A 20,368-nucleotide genomic window follows, 5' to 3' on the forward strand; every position below is an offset into this window, starting at 1 on the left:
CAAGGATCCCCACCGTGATTAAGATTGAAGATTATCCGCTCAGCCGAGTGCCGCAGGATAAAAGAGTCTCGTTTTTAAGCGTGGCCATCGTGCATATGGGCATGCTGACCGCCCTCGATCAATTTATGCTCGGCGCAGTGCTTGGCAACGCCATGACCCTGGCCGACGCCTTCAGCGCCATTTTCATCGGCAGCCTGATCTTCGGCGTAGTGACTTACGGCCTGGGCCTGGCCGGCATGCGCGAAGGCATTTCCGGCAGCCTGTTGGCGCGCTGGTGCGGGTTCGGCCGCCTGGGTTCGGTACTGATCGGCGTGGTGGTGGCCGTCAGCCTGCTGGGTTGGTTCGGCATCCAGAACGCCATCTTCGCCAAATCGCTCGATTTCGCCCTGGGCAACAAGCTGGGGTTTGGCCTGGCCGCCGGGTTGTCCGGCAGCCTGCTGACTATTTTGGTCGCCTTCGGTTTCAAGGCGCTGCGCATTGCCGCGCGCATTGCGGTGCCGATGTTCATCATGCTAGTGGCCTTTATCTCCGTCACCGCCCTGTCCGGGCATAATCTGCAGGAAATCATTCAGCTGGCGCCGCCGGGCGAACCTCTGACCATCAGCGCCGGCATCACCATCGTCGTCGGCGGTGCCATTGTCGCCAGCCTGATGACGCCCGACCTGACCCGTTACTCCAAAAATGGCAAACACGTACTGGGCGTGACGATTTTCACCATCGTCGCCGGCGAGTTTGTGGTCAACGGCCTGGCTATCCTGATAGCCAAAACGCTGGGCACGGCGGACGTGGTGACCATTATGTCCCAGGCGGCGGGCGGCGCAGGCTTACTGGTGGTGGTGTTCTCCACCCTGCGCGTCAACGATCTCAACCTGTACTCTTCCTCGCTCGGCATCGTCAACGCGGTCGAAGGCATTACCGGCAAGAAGCTGAAATACACCTATACCACGCTGGTTATCGGCATTTTGGGCACCACGCTGTCGGTGCTGGGCATTTTGGACCGCTTCGTGGATTTCCTGACCGTGCTCGGCGTGGTGTTCCCACCGATTATCGGCATTATGCTGGTGGATTATTATCTGCTGCGCAGCAGCCGCAAGATCCTGGATGACAGCCGCCGCGCCGGCAAACTGCCGGATGAAACCCCCACTATCGGCTGGGCGGCGATCGGCGCCAGCATCCTGGGCGGCATCGTCGGGTTGGCCACCGAGTGGGGCGTGCCGACCATCAACTCACTGCTGGCGGCCAGCCTGCTCTACTGGGCGTTCAAGCTGGCATTCAGCCGCACGCAAAAACCGGCCGCCACCTCAGATACCCCGTAATCGTTCAGCCGCCCCTTCGCCTGGCCGCAACAAAAAAGGCCGTTCGCATAAGCGAATGGCCTTTAAAGATGGGATTCCCTGGTGTCAGTGCAGAATAACCTTGATGCTCAGAGTATGGGCAGCTCCCTCTCTGGGCTTTATTATGGAAGCCAGCCTGTGCTCGCTTGTTAGTGTTTTGATCATCAAGAAAAACTTCAGTATGGGGGAACATTAGCTCACAAAATCCGCCCCGGTCAACATAAAAGTGAACACAAATCTTACTTTTATGTTCACTTTTAAACGGATGATAGCTAATCAATTGATTTACACGGTTTTATCATTATGATTTTGCATACCCTGCGAGTCACCCGGCCATCACCGCGAAAAAACCGATGGCAAGAGAAGACAATTTAAACCGCTAATCAGGTAGTTACACGTAATGGCGCGCGTTTTGGCCTGGACAATACCCCCCCGTAAGATATAGTGGCAGCTGCGTAATTATTGTAAGGACTGCTAATGAAGACCACCAACGCACAGCGCAAAATCAACATCATTAAAAATATTGAATATCTGATGCGCACCCGGGGTGAGACCAAGGCTTCCTTTTCTAACCGCAGCGGGCTGACGCGCACCACCATTTATAAAATCCTCGATGGCCGGGTCAATAACGTTCAACAGGCCACCGTAAACCGAATTTCAGATTTCTTCGGCGTTTCCTGCGAAGAGATCGAAGACTACGATCTGGAAAAGCTGGAGCAGCTCAACGAAACGCTGTCGACGGAAGGCAACAAGAACCCCTCCGCGATCCCGGTTATTCCGCAATCGCAGTTTTTAACCGTTTCCCAGCGCAAGATAGGCCAGCTGGTCACGGAGTTCCCTTTGACTTATTTCTTTGGAGATGAGTCAAATATGTTGGCAATGAAAATAGAAACCGAAATCAAAGGTTCATTTATCCCTGGCGAGATCCTCATTATCAAACGGCCGCCGGTACTGGTTTGCGATTCTCCATTATTGTATCACTCGGGAAAAAACGGCTTCTTTGTGGTTAACGACAAAGAATACAGCGGCATGGATAAATTCCCTCAGGACTCCGTGCAATTCCTGGGTTATATCGTTGGAGAAAGGCTATAAATGGAACCGAATCAAAAGTTCAAACTGTTGGGTTTTACCCGGCATGGCACCATCGCTGCCAATGTCATGGTATTGGCCACCGGCAAGACCATCACCATGGGGCTGAACGAACTGGCCGACAGTGAAATATCGGAAGATCTGAGCCGGCATGAACTGCAGGCGCTGTATCGCAAACTCTACGGCAACAATCAGCAGCAAACCGCCTACGAGCTCAGCGACCGCCACGAACGCTCCTGGTATGCCTACCTGATCATTACCGTGGCGCTCAGCGTGATCTATATCTTCTCAACGCTGTGCGGCGTTAAACCGATTCAAATCCCCGTCCTGAACCTTATTACGCCCCCGGCTATTTTTATTTACCCCCTCACCTTTATCCTGGTGGATATCCTGAACGAGTTTTACGGGCTGCGGCTGGCCAGGCGAACCATCATCATCTCGTTTATGGCCAACCTGATCTTCGTGCTGGGCGTCTGGGTCACCACGCTGGTGCCGGCCATTCCGCAGTGGGAATACAGCGAAACCTATAACGGCATCGTGCACAGCATCATGGCGGTGCTGGTGGCGTCATCCGCCGCCTATCTGATCTCCGAGAACGTCAATTCCTACCTACTGTGCAAGATCAAAGAGCTGACTAACTCCCGCTACCTGTTCGTGCGCGTCATCACCAGCACCGTGGTGGCTTCGGCCATCGACAGCGTGGTGTTCTGCACCCTGGCGTTTTACAACGTTCTGAGCTGGGACATCATCAAAACCATGATCCTGTCGCAGTTTATGATCAAAGTGGTCTACGCCCTGGTGGGCGTGGGGCCGATTTACGCCGCCCGCAGCCTGTTTAACCGCTATATCAATACCGATCTTGCCAGGAGCAATGAATATGCATATCAAAAAACAAGATAAAATCACCCATCTTGGCGCGAACTCCGATTATCCGGACCAATATGCTCCCGAGTTGCTCGAAGCCTTGCCGCGCGCCCGCGGCCGGGATCTGATCGGCGTGGATGAAAATGACCTGCCGTTTGGCGGCTTCGATCTGTGGACCGCCTTCGAACTTTCCTGGCTCAATGCCAAAGGCAAACCGGTGGTAGGCATTGGCGAATTCACCCTGCCCCACACCTCCACCAACCTGATCGAATCCAAGTCCTTTAAGCTGTACCTCAACAGCTTTAACCAGACGCGCTTCGACAGCGTGGAGCAGGTCAGCGCCGCGATGCAAAAAGACTTGTCACAAGCGGCCAACGGCCAGGTCGGGGTTAAGCTCTACCCTGGGCTAGACGGCTACCCAGCGCAGATCGACCGCCTGCCGGGCGTCAATATCGACAGTCTGGATATCGCCGTGGATGATTTTGACTTCAAGCCGGAGTATCTGCACGGCGCAGCCGGCGAACAGGCGGAATTCGTGTCTGAAACGCTCTCTTCCAACCTGTTGAAATCCAACTGCCTGGTCACCAACCAGCCGGACTGGGGCAGCGTTGTGATTCACTATGAAGGCCGGAAAATCGATCGCGAGCGCCTGCTGCGCTACCTGATCTCCTTCCGCCAGCATAACGAGTTCCACGAGCAGTGCGTCGAACGCATCTTCAACGACATCAAGCAAAGCTGCCGGCCGGAAAAGCTCAGCGTCTTCGCGCGCTACACCCGCCGCGGCGGCCTGGACATCAACCCGTTCCGCAGCGACTTCGAAGCCACGCCTAACCTCGGCCGCCTGGTCAGGCAGTAACTCACAGCGCCAAATGCTCCCGCAGGGGAGCATTATTTCCTCACTCTTAAGATATCGGCATCGGGGTGTTCAAAAAGCGAAAGGATATGGATTATCATTAGCCTCTTTATTCAACGCCCCGTATCCAAGGATCTCCATGCCCGCCGTTCTCATTACCCAAGCCCGCCGCTGGCTGGCCGCCTGCGCCCTGCTGGTGGCCTGCGCCGCCCAGGCCGCGCCGATCGTCGTCACCGACGTCGCCGGCCGCCAGGTCACTCTGCCGCAACCGGCCAAACGGGTGATCCTGGCCGACGCCCGCGCGCTGCTGGCGCTTAACATTCTGCATCCGCAGGAGCCGCTGAAAAACATCATCGCCTGGGATAACTCGCTGAAGGTGAAAGCGCCGGACCTGGTGGAGGCCTACGCGAAGAAGGTGCCGCAGGTCATGCAGATCCCGACCTTCGACAACCCCTACACCAGCGATTTCAGCGTAGAAAGCGCCGTGGTGCGCAAGCCGGATCTGATCATTTTTGACATTGGCTTGCTGACCAAGCTGAAGGACAGCGGCGTCTTGCGCCAGTTGGAAAAAATCGGCATCCCGGTGTTGATTATCGACTTCCGCCAGCAGCCGCTGACCAACACCGTCGCCAGCATGCGGCTGCTGGGCCAGGTGTTTGACGAGCAGCCAAACGCCGACGCCTTTATCCAGCTTTATCAGCAGCGCCTCGATCTGGTGCGCCAGCGGGTGGCCACGCTGAAGCCGGAACAACGCCCCAGCGTGTTTATCGAGCGCAGTGCGGGCATTAAAGGCGAGCAGTGCTGCAACACCTTCGGCAAGGGCAGCTTCGGGCAATTTATCGATACCGCCGGCGGCAACAATATCGGCAGCACGCTGTTCCCGGACATGGGCGGCGAAGTGAACGTCGAGCAGATGATCAGCAGCAACCCGGACTTCTACCTGATGACCGGCGCCGACTGGAGCCGCGGCCATCGCGGTACCTTGGCGGTGCCGCTGGGCTACTCCACCGATCTGGCCACCAGCCACAAAAAGCTGGCGGTGCTGATGAACCGCACCGGCCTTAACGTATTGAAAGCGGTAAAAGAGAAGCGCGTGATGGCGATTTATCATCAGTTTTATGACACGCCGCTGAATTTTATTGCGGTAGAGGCGATCGCCAAATTCCTGCACCCGGACTTATTTAAAGACGTTGATCCGCAAGCGGATATTGAAATGGTGCACCAGAAATTCACCGCCCTGGATTACAGCGGCGTATTTTGGGTCAGCCCGCAGTAAACCTCTCAGGGCCCGCCAGCCGGGCCCTGTGCCGCGCCAACCCCATTTAGTAATCCGGCGAATTATCCCGCAACAAATCTATTTACTTGCCAATAATTATCATTAAGATTGTCGTTTCTAAAAAAACACACCTGAGTCTGAAACTTTTAAGGCATTATTATGTCAATTCTTTTTCGGTTTTCGCTGCTGGCGGCTTCCGTTGCCGTAGCGCTGCCCGTCCTTGCTGCTGATAATAAATCTCAAAACGATGCGCCCGCCGATACCCTCACCGTGGTCGGCAACTGGCTGGACAACCCGGATACCGGCTCAGTGCTGCTCAACCACCCCGGCGCGCGTTCCATCGTCACCCAACAACAGATGCACGAACAGGGCGACCAGACCATCGCCGACAGCCTGCGCGGCGTGCCCGGCGTTCAGGTGCGCGACAGCAACGGCACCGGCGGCAGCGACATTTCGCTCAACGTCGGCGTGCGCGGCCTGACTTCGCGCCTGTCGCCGCGCTCCACCATCCTGATGGACGGCGTGCCGCTGGCGGTAGCGCCTTACGGCCAGCCGCAGCTGTCGATGGCGCCGCTGTCGATAGGCAACCTGCAGTCGGTTGACGTGGTGCGCGGCGGCGGCGCGGTGCGCTACGGGCCGCAAAACGTCGGCGGCGTGATCAACTTCGTCACCCGCGACATTCCGCAAGCATTCGGCGGCACCGCCAGCGTTCAGACCCAGGGCGCCAGCCACGGCGGCCTGAAGACCCTCACCAGCACCTCGCTGGGCGGCACCGCAGACAACGGCTTCGGTGCCGAGCTGCTTTACTCCGGCCTGCACGGCCAGGGCTACCGCGACAATAACGACAACACCGACATCGACGACTTCATGCTGAAAACGCGCTACGCGTTTAACGATCGCGATGAGCTGCAGGCCAACTTCCACTATTACGACGCCAAATCCGGCATGCCGGGCGGGCTGAGCAGCGCGCAATACGCGCAAAACCCGTTCCAGTCCACCCGCCCCTGGGATCAGTTCGAAGGCCGCCGCAAGGACATGTCGTTCAAGTACAAGCATCAGGAAGACGACAAACAGTTTGAAGTGCTGACCTACTTCACCGACAGCTACCGCGGCAGCAACATCGAGTCGGAAGGCAGCGGTAAAACCGCCGGCATGAAACGCATGGTTTCCTACCCGCGCCACTACTCCACCTGGGCGATCGAGCCGAGCTATTCGCAGCTGTTCCGCTTTTGGGATATGGCGCACGAGGTTACCCTCGGCTATCGCTACCTGAACGAAACCATGGATGAGAAGGCCTCGCGCTCCGCCTGGTACAACCCGGCGGACATAGGTTCGACACCGGACACGCCGGATTATTACCAGCACACCTCGGGCGGCACCGCGGCCAACGCCTTCTATATCGACGACGCCATTAACGTCGGCAACTGGACGGTGACCCCTGGCCTGCGCTATGAAAGCATCCGCACCCACGTCGACGATTCGTTCAACAACATCAGCCGCGAAAAGAGCTACAGCGAGCCGCTGCCGTCACTGAACGTCATGTACCACCTGTCCGACGCCTGGAAACTGTTCGCCAACGCCAACACCTCGTTCGGCAGCATGCAGTACTTCCAGCTGACCAAGGGCGGCAACGGCAACCAGCCGGCGCCGGGCCTGACGGCGGAAAAAGCCCATACCTATGAGTTCGGCACCCGTTACGACGACACCGTCGTCAAAGCCGAAGCCACGTTGTTCTATATCGACTTCGATAACCAACTGCAGTACATCAGCAACGACGTGGGCTGGACCAACATGGGCGCCACCAGGCACAAGGGCATCGAGCTGGCGCTCAGTTACGATCTCAGCGAACTGAACCGCGCGCTGGACGGCGCCAGCGTCTACACCAGCTACACCTACACCAAGGCCAGCACCGACAAGGGCGACTTCTCCGGTAAAGACCTGCCGTTCTACTCGCGCCAGGTGTACACCGTCGGCACCCGCTACGCCACCGGCAGCTGGGTGTGGAATCTGGACGGTTATGCGCAGTCCAGGCAGCATTCGCCGGGCACCGGGCCGGAATACGTCACCCAGGAAAGCGCCGACGGCCAGTTCGGCGACATCGCCGGCTATATGGTGTGGAATATGCGCGGGGAGTATAACTTCGGGCCACAGCTGTCTAACCTTGCGTTGGGCGCCGGGGTGAAAAACCTGTTCGATCAGCGCTACTTCACCCGTTCCAACGACAACAACTTCGGCAAATACGTCGGCGAGCCGCGCACCTTCTTTGTGCAGGCCTCCGTGGCGTTCTGACGCCAATGCCCCCGCAGGGGGCATTGGTTTTACCGACAGTAAAGGCGGAACAGGCGCGCCAGGTGCGCGCCCATCGGCGTCAGCCTGGTATCCTTGCGCTGGATCAGATAAAACGTCGCCTGCGGCAGGCGCTCTTCCAGCTCGAGCGGCACCAGATGCTTGCCCAGAATCGGATCGGAGATCACGTCCACCGACAGAATGCTGACAAAATCGCTCTGCGCCACCAGGCTGGTGCAGGCCATGAAGGTTTCGCAGGTCACGCTGATCGACGGCGCCATGCCCAGATCGCCGAACAGGTCGTGCAATAGCCGGTAGTAGCTGCCCTTGGGCGTCGGCATGGTCCAGTCGCAGTGCTGCAGCTGTTTCAGCGATGTCGCCCCCTCCATCGGATGCCCTTTGCGCACCACCACCCGGTACTCTTTTTCCATCAGCCGTTCGTACTGCAGCTCGTTATCCAGGCTGCTGGGATAGTAAGTATTGACGGTAAAATCCAGCTCGCCCTGGCGCAGCTCGGGGATCATCGACACCAGTTGCCCTTCGACGATGCGCACCTTCACGTTGGGATATTCGCGGTGAAACTGGGTGATCACCTGCGGCATCACGGTGCGCGCGATGCTGCCGCCAACGCCGATATTCACCGTGCCGCCCGCCAACCCCAGCCGCTGCTGGATATCTTCCTGCGCCACCCGCAGCTCTTCGAGGATCAGGCTGGCATGCTGGAAAAAGTTATCACCGCAGTCGGTCAGCACCACGCCCTGGCTGCGGCGAATAAACAGCTTGGCGCCCAGCACCTCCTCCAGCTCCTGAATGGCCTTGGTCAGCGCAGGCTGGGAAAGGCGCGAGGTACGGCTGGCGGCGCGGATGCTGCCCTGGCGGCTAACGTCCACAAACGCACGCAATTGGTGCAATTTTATCGAGGCTGGCATAGGCGAAAGGCGATAACCGTTATTTATCAATAGCAAGATATTGGCATCTTATTTAGCCAGATTCCATTGTGTACATTCGAAAAAAACATAATAAATAACCAAATTCTTATTTCGCTTAATTAAGCGCATTTTCTGCGCCAATAAGCGCCATTCACGGCAGTTAGTAACCAAATACGTCTTTTTCTTGGCAATGGCTTCACCGTCTGATTTCAGTTCAGAGCATAACTGCTGCCTGGAGCGATCCAGCGCGCGATAACCGATGAGATATCACAATGACAACGACGCTTTCAATGTTGGTGACCGACTTGTACCCGCAGCTGCAGGCCTGGCGCCGCGACTTCCACCGCCATGCCGAGTCCGGCTGGTTTGAGTTCCGCACCGCCACCCTGGTGGCGGAAGAGCTGGACCGGCTGGGCTATCGCCTGCAACTGGGCCGCGAGGTGATCAAGGCCGAGGCGCGCATGGGGTTGCCCTCCGCCGCAGCGCTCGCAGCGCAGGAGCAGCGCGCTCGCGAACAGGGGGCGTTGGAAAAATGGCTGCCGCACTTTTCCGGCGGCTTCGCCGGTATCGTCGCCACGCTGGATACCGGCCGCCCCGGCCCCACTATCGCTTACCGCGTGGATATGGACGCGCTCGATCTCAACGAGTTGCTGGAACCCGAACACCTGCCATTTCGCGAAGGCTTCGCCTCTTGCAACAGCGGCATGATGCATGCATGCGGTCATGACGGCCATACCACCATCGGCCTGGGGCTGGCGCACGTATTCAAAAGTCTGGAGTCCCGGCTTAGCGGCACCGTCAAACTGATCTTCCAGCCGGCGGAAGAAGGCACCCGCGGCGCGAAATCGATGGTGGAGGCCGGCGTGGTGGACGACGTCGATTTCTTTACCGCGGTGCATATCGGCACCGGCGTGCCGGCCGGTGAGCTGGTCTGCGGCAGCGACAGCTTTATGGCCACCAGCAAGCTGGACGTCACCTTGCGCGGCGTCGCCTCCCATGCCGGCGCCAAACCGGAAGACGGCCGTAACGCCCTGCTGGCGGCGGCGCAGGCCACGCTGGGGCTGTACGCCATCCCGCGCCACAGCGAGGGCAGCTCGCGCATCAACGTCGGGGTGCTGCAGGCCGGCACCGGCCGCAACGTGATCGCCGATCGGGCGTTTATGAAAGTGGAAACGCGCGGCGCCACCAATGAGATCAACGCGTTCGTTTATCAGCAGGCGCTGAACGCCATCGAGGGCGCGGCCAAGATGCACGGCGTCGCCTGCGACATCGCGCTGATGGGCGCGGCGCAGAGCAGCAAACCGACCCAGCCGTGGGTGGATTACATCCGCCGCCAGGCGCGGGGCATTGCCGAACTGACCTCGGTGGTCGATCGCCGCGAACAGGCCGCCGGTTCGGAAGACGCCACCTACATGATGGAACGGGTGAAATCCCGCGGCGGCCAGGCTTCATACGTCATTTTCGGCACCGAGCTGAGCGCCGGGCACCATAACGAGAAGTTCGACTTTAACGAGCAGGTGATGGCGGTGGCGGTGAAAACGCTGGCGTCGCTGGCGCTGAACCTGCCGACATTCGGGAGCGAAGCATGAGCAACCCAGAACTGCAGGCGTTTATCGGCGGCTACATTGATCAACGCCAACCCCGCTTCAGCGCGCTGAGCGACGCCATTTGGGACCACCCGGAGACGCGCTTCAACGAGACCTATTCCGCCACCTTGCTGGCCGATGCGCTGGAACAGGAAGGCTTCGCGGTTGAACGCGGCGTGGGCGACATCGACACGGCGTTTATCGCCAGCTACGGCAGCGGCCATCCGGTGATCGCGCTGCTGGGCGAGTACGACGCGCTGGCCGGGCTGAGCCAGCAGGCGGGCTGCGCCACGCCGCAGCCGCTGATGGAAAACGGCAACGGCCATGGCTGCGGCCACAACCTGCTGGGCACCGCCGCGCTGGCGGCCGCCTTCGCCGCCAAGGCCTGGATGCAGCGGAACCGGCTGAGCGGCACCCTGCGCTTCTACGGCTGCCCGGGCGAAGAAGGCGGCTCCGGCAAGACCTTTATGGTGCGCGAAGGCCTGTTCGACGACGTCAACGCCGCCCTCACCTGGCACCCGGAGGGCTTCAGCGGCATGTTCAATACCAGCACGCTGGCCAACATTCAGGCGGCGTTTCACTTCAAGGGCGTCGCCGCCCACGCCGCCAATTCGCCGCACCTCGGGCGCAGCGCGCTGGACGCGGTGACGCTGATGAATACCGGCGCCAACTTCCTGCGCGAGCATATCGTGCAGGAAGCGCGGCTGCACTACGCGGTCACCAACACCGGCGGCAGCTCCCCCAACGTGGTGCAGGCCGACGCCGAGGTGCTGTACCTGATCCGCGCGCCGCAGCTCGACCAGGCGCAGGACATTTACCAACGGGTGATCAACATCGCCAAAGGCGCAGCGCTGATGACCGACACCCAGATGGAGGTGCGCTTCGACAAAGCCTGCTCCAACTATGTGCCGAACCGCAGCCTGGAACGGGCGATGTATCAAAACCTGTGCGATTTCGGTCTGCCTGAGTACAGCGACGCCGAGCGCCGCTTCGCCGGGGAAATCCGCCAGACGCTGAACCGCGACGATCTGCGCAACGCCAAGCTGAATATCGCCCGCACCGGCGGCGCGGCCGGGCGTGAATGGGTGCAGCAGTTGGGGGATAAGGTGCTGATGGACGAGGTCGCGCCCTATGTAGAATCCGAGGATCTGCTGTACGGCTCCACCGACGTCGGCGACGTCAGCTGGGTGGCGCCGACCGCCCAATGCTTCAGCCCCTGTTTCGCCCTCGGCACCCCATTGCACACCTGGCAGCTGGTGGCGCAGGGCCGCACCGGCATCGCCCACAAGGGTATGTGCCTGGCGGGCAAGGTGATGGCGGCGACCGCCATCGATCTGCTGAGCGACAGCGCCCTGTTGGCGCGCTGCCGCAGCGAATTCGAACGCCAGCGCGCCGAACAGCCCTACAGCTGCCCGATCCCGCAGGGGGTGAAACCCTCTCCGTTGAAATGAAGTCCAGGCCCGGGCAACCGGGCCGCTAAATATAACGATAAATAAATCAAATAATAATAATCACACGACAGAACAAACACAGAGGGTAAAATCATGAGTGAGGCCACAACGCCAATCAATAAAAGCCCCGGACGCCTTTTTTACTGGGTCGAACGCATCGGCAATAAAATTCCCAACCCGTTTTTGCTGTTCGTCTATTTAATCCTGGTGCTCATGCTGGCCACCGCGCTGTTTTCCTGGCTCGGCGTGGCGGTGAAAAACCCGGCCACCGGCGAACTGATCAAGGTGAACAACCTGATGAGCGTAGCGGGCATCCAGTGGATATTCCCCAATATCATCCATAACTTCAGCAGCTTTGCCCCGCTGGGCGCTATCCTGGCGCTGGTGATCGGCGCCGGTTTGGCGGAAAAGGTCGGGCTGCTGCAGGCGCTGATGTACAAAATGGCCTCACGCGTCAGCGCCCGCTACGCCAGCTATATGGTGCTGTTTATTGCCTTCTTCAGCCATATCTCGTCGGACGCCGCGCTGGTGGTGATGCCGCCGCTCGGCGCGCTGATGTTTGTGGCGGTGGGCCGCCACCCGATCGCCGGGCTGCTGGCGGCCATCGCCGGCGTCGCCTCCGGCTTTACCGCTAACCTGCTGATCGTCACCACCGACGTATTGCTTTCCGGCATCAGCACCGAAGCCACCAAGGCGGTGGACGGCGCGATCCACGTCAGCGTGATCGACAACTGGTACTTTATGGCCACCTCAGTGATCGTGCTGACCATCGCCGGCGCGCTGCTGACCGACAAGTTCATCGAACCGCGGCTGCCGAAATGGCAAGGCGGCGCCGAGGATAAGATCGAAGCGCTGACCCCGCTGCAGAACCGCGGGCTGATGATGAGCGGCATCGCCGCGCTGGCGTTTATCGCCATTATCGCCGCCCTGGTGGTGCCGGAGGCCGCGCCGCTGCGCGATCCGAAAACCGGCTCGGTGATCCCTTCGCCGTTCATCAAGGGCATTGTGCCGATCATCATCCTGTTCTTCTTCACCGTCGCCATTACCTATGGCGTAGTCACCAAACAGATCCGTCGGCCGGACGATATTCCCCGCCACCTGATCGATCCGATGAAAAACATGGCGGGCTTTATCGTGATGGTGTTTCCGCTGTCGCAGTTCGTGGCGTTTTTCAACTGGAGCAACATGGGCAAGTTTATGGCCGTCGGCCTGACCGACATGCTGGAAGCCGCCGGCATGAGCGGCGCGCCGGCGTTTCTCGGCCTGATGTTCCTCTCCGCCTTCCTGTGCATGTTCATCGCCAGCGGCTCGGCGATCTGGTCGATTCTGGCGCCGATCTTCGTGCCGATGTTTATGCTGCTCGGTTTCCACCCGGCGTTCGCCCAGATGATCTTCCGCATCGCCGACTCCGCGGTGCTGCCGCTGGCGCCGATGTCGCCGTTCCTGCCGCTGTTCCTCGGCTTCCTGCAACGCTACCGTAAAGATGCGCAGCTCGGTACCTACTACGTGCTGATCCTGCCCTACCCGCTGGTGTTCTTCAGCGTATGGATTTTACTGCTGTTGGCGTGGTATGCGCTTGGCCTGCCGATCGGCCCGGGCGTGTACCCGAAACTGGGCTAAGTCCCCGTTATCTCGCCCCGCGCCGATCGCGGGGCGGGCTTCCTTCCCCGCCGTACCCGGCAGAAAGATTGACCTTCCTCACTCCCCAAACGCCTCAATGCATTATTTCATTGCTTTGCTAAACCGGTTCTTCTATTTTAGCCACCCATCAGACATCGGTGAAAAAAGGGATTAAGCATGGTTAATCGCGTATGGGTACTGGGCGACGCAGTGGTCGACCTGGTTCCAGAAAATTCAAACAGTTACCTTAAATGCCCCGGCGGCGCGCCGGCTAACGTGGCGGTCGGCGTCGCCCGGTTGGGCGGTGACAGCGCCTTTATCGGCCGGGTGGGCCGGGACAGCTTCGGCGCCTTTCTGCAGCAGGTGCTGAGCGAAGAACGGGTCGACATCCGCCATATGACTCAGGACCCCGATCACCACACCTCCACCGTGGTGGTGGATCTCGATCGGCAGGGCGAGCGCTCGTTCACCTTCATGGTCACGCCCAGCGCCGATCTGTTCCTGCAGCCGGAGGATTTACCGGCCTTCCAAAGCGGCGAGTGGCTGCACCTTTGCTCCATCGCCCTGTCACAAGAGCCCAGCCGCAGCGCCGCCTTCGCGGCAATGGAGAATATCAGGGCGGCCGGCGGCTGGGTCAGCTTCGATCCGAACATTCGCGAAGACGTATGGCGCCAGCCGGACGCGCTGCGCCCCTGCCTGCAAAAAGCGCTGCTGCTGGCAGACGTAGTGAAAATCTCGCGCGAAGAATTGAGCTTTATCAGCAATAGCGAGCAACTGGAGAGCGGCATCCGCTGGATGATGCGGAACTACCCGCTGCGCCTGCTGCTGGTCACCCTGGGCGGCGACGGCGTTTGCGTACACGATGGCCGACAGCTTCGCCATTTCAGCGCGCCGGCGATCGTGCCGGTAGACACCACCGGCGCCGGCGACGCCTTTGTCGCCGGGCTGCTGGCGGCGCTTTCTCGCCTCGGCGGCCTGCCGCAGGAGGCGCAGTGGCCGGCGGTGATCGCCCAGGCGCAGGCCTGCGGCGCGCTGGCTACCACCGCCAAAGGCGCCATGACCGCCCTGCCCCATGCGGCGGAATTGGCCGCATTCATACCGTAATCTCCTCGCGGTGGGCTGCAGGTTCACCGCCACCAATTTGCGCGCCCGATCACAATAGCTGAATCGGGTTAGCAAACTTGATTGCCAGCCACCGATCAACTCTATTATCTTTCGCCATGAAAAACCGGTTTAGCAATTTAGCAAACAATAATAACAACCCTTCCCGGATGATAGATAATCATGAAAAAACTGAGCTATTTGGCTGTAACAACAGGGCTTCTCATCTCCGCCTCCGCCTCAGCGAGCGCCGGCGGCAGCGACCTCGAAGCGCGCCTCAACGCGCTGGAGCAGCGCCTGGCGCAGGCCGAACGGCGGGCAGCGCAGGCAGAGACGCGCGCCACCGCCGCGGAGCGCCGGGCGCAACAGCTGGAACAGCGCACGGCGAATACTGAACGCCAAACCGCGCAGGTGGCGCAGCGTGCCGCGACGCTGGAAACCCAGGCCGCGCCGGCCGGCAGCCTGAAACTCAGCGGCTTCAACGATCTTAAGCTGTACGGCGACGTCGAGTTCAACCTGGATGGCGCCAGCCGCAGCGGCCAGCTGACGTCGCTGAAAGGCAGCGACCACAAGGACTGGAAACCCGGCAACAAAGAGCGCTGGGACATCAACGGCCGCATTCTGGTGGGCGTAGACGGCTACCGCCGCAATCAGGACGGCAATTTCTCCGGCTTCAGCGTGCAGCCGCTGGCGGACATGACCGGCAAAATGAATCTCGATGACGCCGCCTTCTTCTTCGGCAACGAAAAAAACTGGCAGACCAAGATCGGCCGGTTTGAAGCCTATGACATGTTCCCGCTCAATCAGGACACCTTCATTCAATACTCCGGCAATACCGCCAACGATTTGTACGCCGACGGCTTCGGCTACATCTACATGATGAAAGAGGGACGCGGCCGCAGCAGCAGCGGCGGCAACCTGATGCTGAGCAAATACGCCGGCGATTTCTACTTCGAATTGAATACGCTGGTGGAGGACGGCACCTCGCTGTTCCAGGACAACAACTACCACGGCAACAGCCTGGACAATAAGAAAAATGTCGCCTATCTGCGCCCGGTGATCGCCTGGAAGAAAAACCAGCTCGGCGCCGCCGTGGCGATGGAGAGCAACCTGGTCAACAACGCTTACGGCTACCAGGACAGCCAGGGGCAGTTTGTCGATCAGTCCAAGCGCAACGGCTATGGCATGACGCTGAGTTGGAACAACACCGCCGCCAACCCGGATAATGGCGTGGCCGCCAACCTGAGCACCGCCTATCTGGACGCCGCCGGCGAGCAGGATTTCACCGCCGGCATCAACCTGCTGTGGCGGCGCTTCGAACTGGGCTATATCTATGCCCACAACAACATCAAAGAGTTCAATACCGCCGGGATCGCCGCCGACATCAACAATCCGCTCAGCGAGCCGGGCAAATACGACATCCATACCGTTCATACGTCGTATCAGATACCTAACATTATGAATATGAAGAACTTCAACCTGTATCTGGGCGCCTACGTCTCGATGCTGGAAGCCAACGCGGGGAACAAAATCGCCAACGGCGACAACGACCAGCGCTACGGCGTGCGCGCCAGATTCAAATATTTCTTCTGACGCCCGTTTACGCATTACCGCCGCACAACGGCGCGGCGGCATTTTTATTTATGAGGGGACAAGATGGACATAACCGCAACCGCCAACGCGTTGCTGTCGCTGCTCGGCGGCAAAGAGAACATCGCCAGCGCCGCCCACTGCGCCACGCGCCTGCGTCTGGTGCTGATGGATGACGGCAAAATGGACAAGGCGGCGATCGACAAGCTGGAGGGGGTCAAGGGCTGCTTCAGCAATGCCGGCCAGATCCAGGTGATCTTCGGCACCGGGCTGGTCAACAAGGTGCATGCGGAATTCATCAAGGCGGCGGGCATCAGCGAATCCAGCAAGTCCGAAGCCGCCGACATCGCGGCGAAAAAGCTTAACCCGCTGCAGCGCATCGCCCGCCTGTTGTCGAATATCTTTGTGCCAATCATCCCGGCCATCGTCGCCTCCGGCCTGTTGATGGGCCTGCTCGGCATGGTGAAGACCTACGGCTGGGCGGACGCCAACAGCGCGCTGTTCGTGATGCTGGATATGTTCAGCTCGGCGGCGTTCATTATCCTGCCTATCCTGATAGGCTTCACCGCCGCGCGGGAGTTCGGCGGCAATCCTTATCTCGGCGCCACGCTCGGCGGCATCCTGACCCACCCCGCGCTGACCAACGCCTGGGGCGTCGCCGGCGGCTTCCACACCATGGATTTCTTTGGCCTGGAAATCGCCATGATCGGCTATCAGGGCACGGTGTTCCCGGTGCTGCTGACCGTGTGGTTTATGAGCCTGCTGGAGAAACGGCTGCGCAAGCTGATCCCCAATGCGCTGGACCTGATCCTGACGCCGTTCCTGACGGTCGTGATCTCCGGTTTTGTCGCCATGCTGTTTATCGGCCCTGCCGGCCGCGCGCTGGGCGATGGCATCTCGTTGGTGCTCAGCACCCTGATCGCCCACGCAGGCTGGTTCGCCGGGCTGCTGTTCGGCGGCCTGTACTCCGCCATCGTCATTACCGGCGTCCACCACAGCTTCCACGCCGTTGAAGCCGGTCTGCTCGGCAATCCGAACATCGGCGTCAACTTCCTGTTGCCGATCTGGTCGATGGCCAACATCGCCCAGGGCGGCGCCTGCCTGGCGGTGTACTTCAAAACCCGCGATGCCAAAATCAAGGCCATCGCCGTACCTTCGGCTTTCTCGGCCATGCTCGGCATTACCGAAGCGGCGCTGTTCGGCATCAACCTGCGCTTCGTCAAACCCTTCCTGGCGGCGCTGGCGGGCGGTGCCCTCGGTGGCGCCTGGGTGGTCGCCAATCACGTCGGCATGAACGCCGTCGGATTAACGGCGATCCCCGGCATGGCGATCGTGCAGGCCGGCTCGCTGTTAAGCTATATCATTGGATTGGTTATCGCCTTCGGCAGCGCCTTTGTTCTCTCTCTGCTGCTGAAATACAAAACCGAGGCGGCATGATGGAAGAACTGAGCTTGGTCAAACAAAGCGTCAGGGCGTTGATGAGCGGCATGCCGCTGGCGCTGCGCGATCCGCACCGCCCGGCCTGGCACCTGGCGCCGAGCGTCGGTCTGTTGAACGACCCCAACGGGTTTATTCACCATGACGGCGTCTATCACCTGTTCTATCAGTGGAACCCGCTGGGTTGCGATCACCGCAACAAATGCTGGGGCCACTGGCGGTCGACCGATCTGGTGCACTGGGAGCATCAGCCTATCGCGCTGGCGCCCGGCGCCTGCTACGACAGCCATGGCTGCTACTCCGGTTCGGCGGTGGTGGCGGACGGCAAGCTAACGCTGGTGTATACCGGCAACGTGAAATATCCCGACGGTTCGCGCACCGCTTATCAGTGCCTGGCGCAGGACAGCGGCCAGGGCGAGTTCGCCAAGCTCGGCCCGGTGCTGCCGCTGCCGCCCGGTTACAGCGGGCACGTGCGCGATCCGAAAGTCTGGCGCCACCGGGATAGCTGGTACATGGTGCTCGGCGCCCGCGATTTGCAGGATCGCGGCAAAGTATTGCTTCTGAGCTCCGCCGACCTGCGCAGCTGGCGGTTGCTGGGCGAGATCGCCGGCTCCGGGCTGAACGGCATCGGTGAATTTGGCTACATGTGGGAATGCCCGGACCTGTTCGCGCTGGACGGTGCGGAGGTCCTGATCTGCTGCCCGCAGGGGCTGGCGAAACAGGCCGAACGTTACCTCAATGTCTATCAGGCCGGCTATCTGATCGGCGAACTGGATTACCGTCAGGCCGCCTTCAGCCACGGCGCGTTCCGGGAGCTGGACGCCGGGTTCGAATTCTATGCGCCGCAAACCACGCTGGCGGAAGACGGCCGCCGCCTGCTGTTCGGCTGGATGGGGGTGCCGGAGCAAGATGAGGATGCGCACCCAACGCGGCAATATGGCTGGATCCACTGCATGACCTGCCCGCGTGAGCTGTCGTTGCGCGACGGCAAACTCTGCCAGCTGCCGGCGCGTGAACTGCAGCAGCTGCGCGGCGAGCACAGCCTGTGGCTGGGCGCGGCCGGCAACGCGCCAGAGCGGCCGCTGGGCTGCGCAGAGCTGCAGCTGACGCCACAGGGCGCCTTCAGCGCGGCCTTTGGTGAAGCGATGACGCTGCATTGGGACGGCGAGCTGCTGCGCCTGACGCGCCGCAATCTGCGCAGCGGGCAGCCGGAACACCGCTACTGGCGCGGCGAAGTCACGCATCTGCAGCTGTTGTTCGATCGCTCCAGCGTAGAGATTTTCATCAATCGCGGTGAGGCGGTCATGAGCGCGCGCTATTTCCCAGGGCCAGAGCCGCTGTTGCGCATGAGCGGTGACGGCGCTCTGGCGCTGGAACACTGGCCGCTGACGCCATGCATGCTAGAATGACGCATCCTCCGATGAACTCAGATGCCGTCAGTGAAAAAAAATAAACGCATAACCATCAGTGATATCGCCGCGCTGGCTGGGGTATCGAAATCGACCGCCAGCCTGGTGCTCAACGGCCGCAGCAAGGAGTACCGGGTGTCTGACGACACCCGCGATCGCATTCTGGCGCTGGCCAATGAGCACCATTATCAGCCCAGCTTTCACGCCCGTTCGTTGCGCTCCAACCGCAGCCACACCCTGGGGCTGGTGGTGCCGGAAGTCACCAACTACGGGTTTGCGGTGATTTCACGCGAGCTGGAAACCCTGTGCCGCGAGGCCGGGCTGCAGCTGCTGATCGCCTGCACCGACGAGAATCCGGCGCAGGAGATGATGGCGGTGAACAGCCTGGTGCAGCGCCAGGTCGACGGCCTGATCGTCGCCTCCAGCCAGCTCAACGATGCGGAATATCAAAAGATCAACGCCGGGCTGCCGGTGGTGCAGATGGACCGCCTGATCGCCGGTTCGCAGCTGCCGCTGGTGATCACCGACTCGCTGAGCTCCACCGCCGCGCTGGTGGAGAACGTGGCGCGTCAGCACCCGGATGAGTTCTATTTCCTTGGCGGCCAGCCGCGCATTTCTCCCACCCGCGATCGCCTGGCCGGTTTTCAGCTTGGCCTGGAGCGTGCGGGAGTAAGCTGCCGGCCGGAATGGATCATCAACGGCAACTACCATCCCAGCTCGGGTTACGAGATGTTCGCCCAGCTGTGCGCTCAGCTGGGGCGGCCGCCAAAGGCACTGTTCACCGCCGCCTGCGGCCTGCTGGAAGGGGTGCTGCGCTACCTTAACCAGCATCAGCTGATGGACAGCGACATTCACCTGTGCAGTTTCGACGATCACTACCTGTTCGACTGCATGACGCTCAAGATCGACACGGTGGCGCAGGACTGTCGTGCGCTGGCTCAGCACAGCTTCGACATGGTCAGCGCCCTGATCGACGAACGGCCGCTGGAGCAGAACGCGCTCTATCTGCCCGGCAACATTCACTGGCGCCATGCCGGTTCGAAGGCGCAGCTGAGCAGCCGCTGATTCCAGGCCATAAAAAAGGGCGCCGGAGCGCCCTTTTCAATGCAACCAGCCGCTACTTGGCGGCGCCTTCCATACCCACCAGCCCCACTTTCAGGTAGCCGGCCTTGCGCAAGGTGTCCATCACGCTCATCAGCGTTTCATAGTCCACGCTCTTGTCGGCCTGGAAGAAGATGGTGGTCTCTTTATTCGCCTGAGTGCGTTGATCCAGCACCGACGTCAGCTGATCGGCATTAACCGGCTGATCGCCGACATACAGCTGCTTGTCGGCTTTCACCGACAGGAATACCGGTTTCTCCGGCCGCGGCTGCGGTTTGGCGGAAGAAGCCGGCAGATCGACGCGAATATCTACCGTTGCCAGCGGCGCGGCCACCATAAAGATGATCAACAGCACCAGCATGACGTCGATAAACGGCGTCACGTTGATTTCATGCAGTTCGCCGCTGTCGTCCAGATCTTCATTTAAGCGCATCGCCATAAA

The 20,368-nt window shown here is 60.2% G+C and carries 16 protein-coding genes; 14 read left to right on the forward strand and 2 right to left on the reverse strand.

Going from position 1 to position 20,368, the window contains the following annotated elements; translation table 11 throughout:
- Positions 1–14: 14 nt before the first annotated feature.
- The 6 genes from KHA73_RS20420 to KHA73_RS20445 all read left to right on the forward strand — a co-directional run bounded on the left by KHA73_RS20420 (position 15) and on the right by KHA73_RS20445 (position 7,705).
- Positions 15–1,316, forward strand: a complete 1,302-nt coding sequence (locus KHA73_RS20420; RefSeq protein ID WP_234586319.1) for a cytosine permease — start codon at positions 15–17, stop codon at positions 1,314–1,316.
- A gap of 495 nt (positions 1,317–1,811) precedes the next feature.
- Positions 1,812–2,426, forward strand: coding sequence for a helix-turn-helix domain-containing protein (locus KHA73_RS20425; protein WP_234586320.1), 615 nt, complete (start codon positions 1,812–1,814; stop codon positions 2,424–2,426).
- Positions 2,427–3,323, forward strand: a complete 897-nt coding sequence (locus KHA73_RS20430) for a queuosine precursor transporter (RefSeq protein ID WP_234586321.1) — start codon at positions 2,427–2,429, stop codon at positions 3,321–3,323.
- On the forward strand, positions 3,301–4,143 hold the full coding sequence (gene queF / locus KHA73_RS20435; RefSeq protein WP_234586322.1) for an NADPH-dependent 7-cyano-7-deazaguanine reductase QueF: 843 nt from the start codon (positions 3,301–3,303) through the stop codon (positions 4,141–4,143). The genes KHA73_RS20430 and queF overlap by 23 nt, the downstream gene beginning before the upstream one ends.
- A gap of 136 nt (positions 4,144–4,279) precedes the next feature.
- Complete coding sequence (locus tag KHA73_RS20440) at positions 4,280–5,416, forward strand: ABC transporter substrate-binding protein (RefSeq protein WP_234586323.1); 1,137 nt, start codon at positions 4,280–4,282, stop codon at positions 5,414–5,416.
- 159 nt (positions 5,417–5,575) lie between these two features.
- Complete coding sequence (locus KHA73_RS20445; protein WP_234586324.1) at positions 5,576–7,705, forward strand: TonB-dependent receptor family protein; 2,130 nt, start codon at positions 5,576–5,578, stop codon at positions 7,703–7,705.
- A 29-nt stretch (positions 7,706–7,734) separates the two neighbouring features.
- On the opposite strand, the gene KHA73_RS20450 is transcribed toward KHA73_RS20445, so the two are convergent.
- The gene (locus KHA73_RS20450) at positions 7,735–8,631 is read right to left on the reverse strand and encodes a LysR family transcriptional regulator (RefSeq protein ID WP_234586326.1); all 897 of its coding nucleotides are present in this window, start codon (positions 8,629–8,631) and stop codon (positions 7,735–7,737) included.
- 272 nt (positions 8,632–8,903) lie between these two features.
- On the opposite strand from KHA73_RS20450, the gene KHA73_RS20455 reads away from it, so the two are divergent.
- The 8 genes from KHA73_RS20455 (at position 8,904) to KHA73_RS20490 (ending at position 19,890) form a co-directional block, all read left to right on the forward strand.
- Positions 8,904–10,220 (forward strand): M20 family metallo-hydrolase, encoded by a 1,317-nt coding sequence (locus KHA73_RS20455; RefSeq protein ID WP_234586328.1) that lies wholly within the window; start codon positions 8,904–8,906, stop codon positions 10,218–10,220.
- On the forward strand, positions 10,217–11,668 hold the full coding sequence (locus KHA73_RS20460) for a M20 family metallopeptidase (RefSeq protein WP_234586329.1): 1,452 nt from the start codon (positions 10,217–10,219) through the stop codon (positions 11,666–11,668). Before KHA73_RS20455 ends, KHA73_RS20460 begins: the two co-directional genes overlap by 4 nt.
- A gap of 93 nt (positions 11,669–11,761) precedes the next feature.
- On the forward strand, positions 11,762–13,288 hold the full coding sequence (gene abgT / locus KHA73_RS20465) for a p-aminobenzoyl-glutamate transporter (protein ID WP_234586330.1): 1,527 nt from the start codon (positions 11,762–11,764) through the stop codon (positions 13,286–13,288).
- A gap of 177 nt (positions 13,289–13,465) precedes the next feature.
- Positions 13,466–14,392 (forward strand): aminoimidazole riboside kinase, encoded by a 927-nt coding sequence (locus KHA73_RS20470; RefSeq protein ID WP_234586331.1) that lies wholly within the window; start codon positions 13,466–13,468, stop codon positions 14,390–14,392.
- A 180-nt stretch (positions 14,393–14,572) separates the two neighbouring features.
- Positions 14,573–15,982 carry a carbohydrate porin gene (locus tag KHA73_RS20475; RefSeq protein WP_234586332.1) on the forward strand — a complete coding sequence of 470 codons (1,410 nt, stop codon included), beginning with the start codon at positions 14,573–14,575 and terminating at the stop codon, positions 15,980–15,982.
- A gap of 63 nt (positions 15,983–16,045) precedes the next feature.
- Entirely contained in the window at positions 16,046–17,416 is a 1,371-nt protein-coding gene (locus KHA73_RS20480; RefSeq protein ID WP_234586333.1) for a sucrose-specific PTS transporter subunit IIBC, read from the forward strand.
- The gene (locus tag KHA73_RS20485) at positions 17,416–18,825 is read left to right on the forward strand and encodes a sucrose-6-phosphate hydrolase (RefSeq protein ID WP_234586334.1); all 1,410 of its coding nucleotides are present in this window, start codon (positions 17,416–17,418) and stop codon (positions 18,823–18,825) included. The genes KHA73_RS20480 and KHA73_RS20485 overlap by 1 nt, the downstream gene beginning before the upstream one ends.
- A gap of 21 nt (positions 18,826–18,846) precedes the next feature.
- Positions 18,847–19,890: a substrate-binding domain-containing protein gene (locus KHA73_RS20490; RefSeq protein WP_234586335.1), complete on the forward strand. Its 1,044-nt coding sequence runs from the start codon at positions 18,847–18,849 to the stop codon at positions 19,888–19,890.
- Positions 19,891–19,942: 52 nt separating this feature from the next.
- Here KHA73_RS20490 and exbD read toward each other — a convergent pair whose 3' ends face one another.
- Positions 19,943–20,365, reverse strand: a complete 423-nt coding sequence (gene exbD, locus KHA73_RS20495) for a TonB system transport protein ExbD (RefSeq protein WP_004937307.1) — start codon at positions 20,363–20,365, stop codon at positions 19,943–19,945.
- Positions 20,366–20,368: the final 3 nt, after the last annotated feature.

Origin of the sequence: Serratia entomophila, assembly GCF_021462285.1 — a bacterium.
Classification (GTDB): Bacteria; Pseudomonadota; Gammaproteobacteria; order Enterobacterales; family Enterobacteriaceae; genus Serratia; species Serratia entomophila.

Excerpts from the sequence above, each read along its gene's own strand:
- KHA73_RS20445 (WP_234586324.1), top strand. The coding sequence starts at position 5,576 with ATGTCAATTCTTTTTCGGTTTTCGCTGCTGGCGGCTTCCGTTGCCGTA.
- exbD (WP_004937307.1), bottom strand. The coding sequence starts at position 20,365 with ATGGCGATGCGCTTAAATGAAGATCTGGACGACAGCGGCGAACTGCAT.
- KHA73_RS20470 (WP_234586331.1), top strand. The coding sequence starts at position 13,466 with ATGGTTAATCGCGTATGGGTACTGGGCGACGCAGTGGTCGACCTGGTT.
- KHA73_RS20490 (WP_234586335.1), top strand. The coding sequence starts at position 18,847 with ATGCCGTCAGTGAAAAAAAATAAACGCATAACCATCAGTGATATCGCC.
- KHA73_RS20440 (WP_234586323.1), top strand. The coding sequence starts at position 4,280 with ATGCCCGCCGTTCTCATTACCCAAGCCCGCCGCTGGCTGGCCGCCTGC.
- queF (WP_234586322.1), top strand. The coding sequence starts at position 3,301 with ATGCATATCAAAAAACAAGATAAAATCACCCATCTTGGCGCGAACTCC.
- abgT (WP_234586330.1), top strand. The coding sequence starts at position 11,762 with ATGAGTGAGGCCACAACGCCAATCAATAAAAGCCCCGGACGCCTTTTT.
- KHA73_RS20475 (WP_234586332.1), top strand. The coding sequence starts at position 14,573 with ATGAAAAAACTGAGCTATTTGGCTGTAACAACAGGGCTTCTCATCTCC.
- KHA73_RS20480 (WP_234586333.1), top strand. The coding sequence starts at position 16,046 with ATGGACATAACCGCAACCGCCAACGCGTTGCTGTCGCTGCTCGGCGGC.
- KHA73_RS20430 (WP_234586321.1), top strand. The coding sequence starts at position 2,427 with ATGGAACCGAATCAAAAGTTCAAACTGTTGGGTTTTACCCGGCATGGC.
- KHA73_RS20485 (WP_234586334.1), top strand. The coding sequence starts at position 17,416 with ATGGAAGAACTGAGCTTGGTCAAACAAAGCGTCAGGGCGTTGATGAGC.
- KHA73_RS20460 (WP_234586329.1), top strand. The coding sequence starts at position 10,217 with ATGAGCAACCCAGAACTGCAGGCGTTTATCGGCGGCTACATTGATCAA.
- KHA73_RS20425 (WP_234586320.1), top strand. The coding sequence starts at position 1,812 with ATGAAGACCACCAACGCACAGCGCAAAATCAACATCATTAAAAATATT.
- KHA73_RS20455 (WP_234586328.1), top strand. The coding sequence starts at position 8,904 with ATGACAACGACGCTTTCAATGTTGGTGACCGACTTGTACCCGCAGCTG.
- KHA73_RS20450 (WP_234586326.1), bottom strand. The coding sequence starts at position 8,631 with ATGCCAGCCTCGATAAAATTGCACCAATTGCGTGCGTTTGTGGACGTT.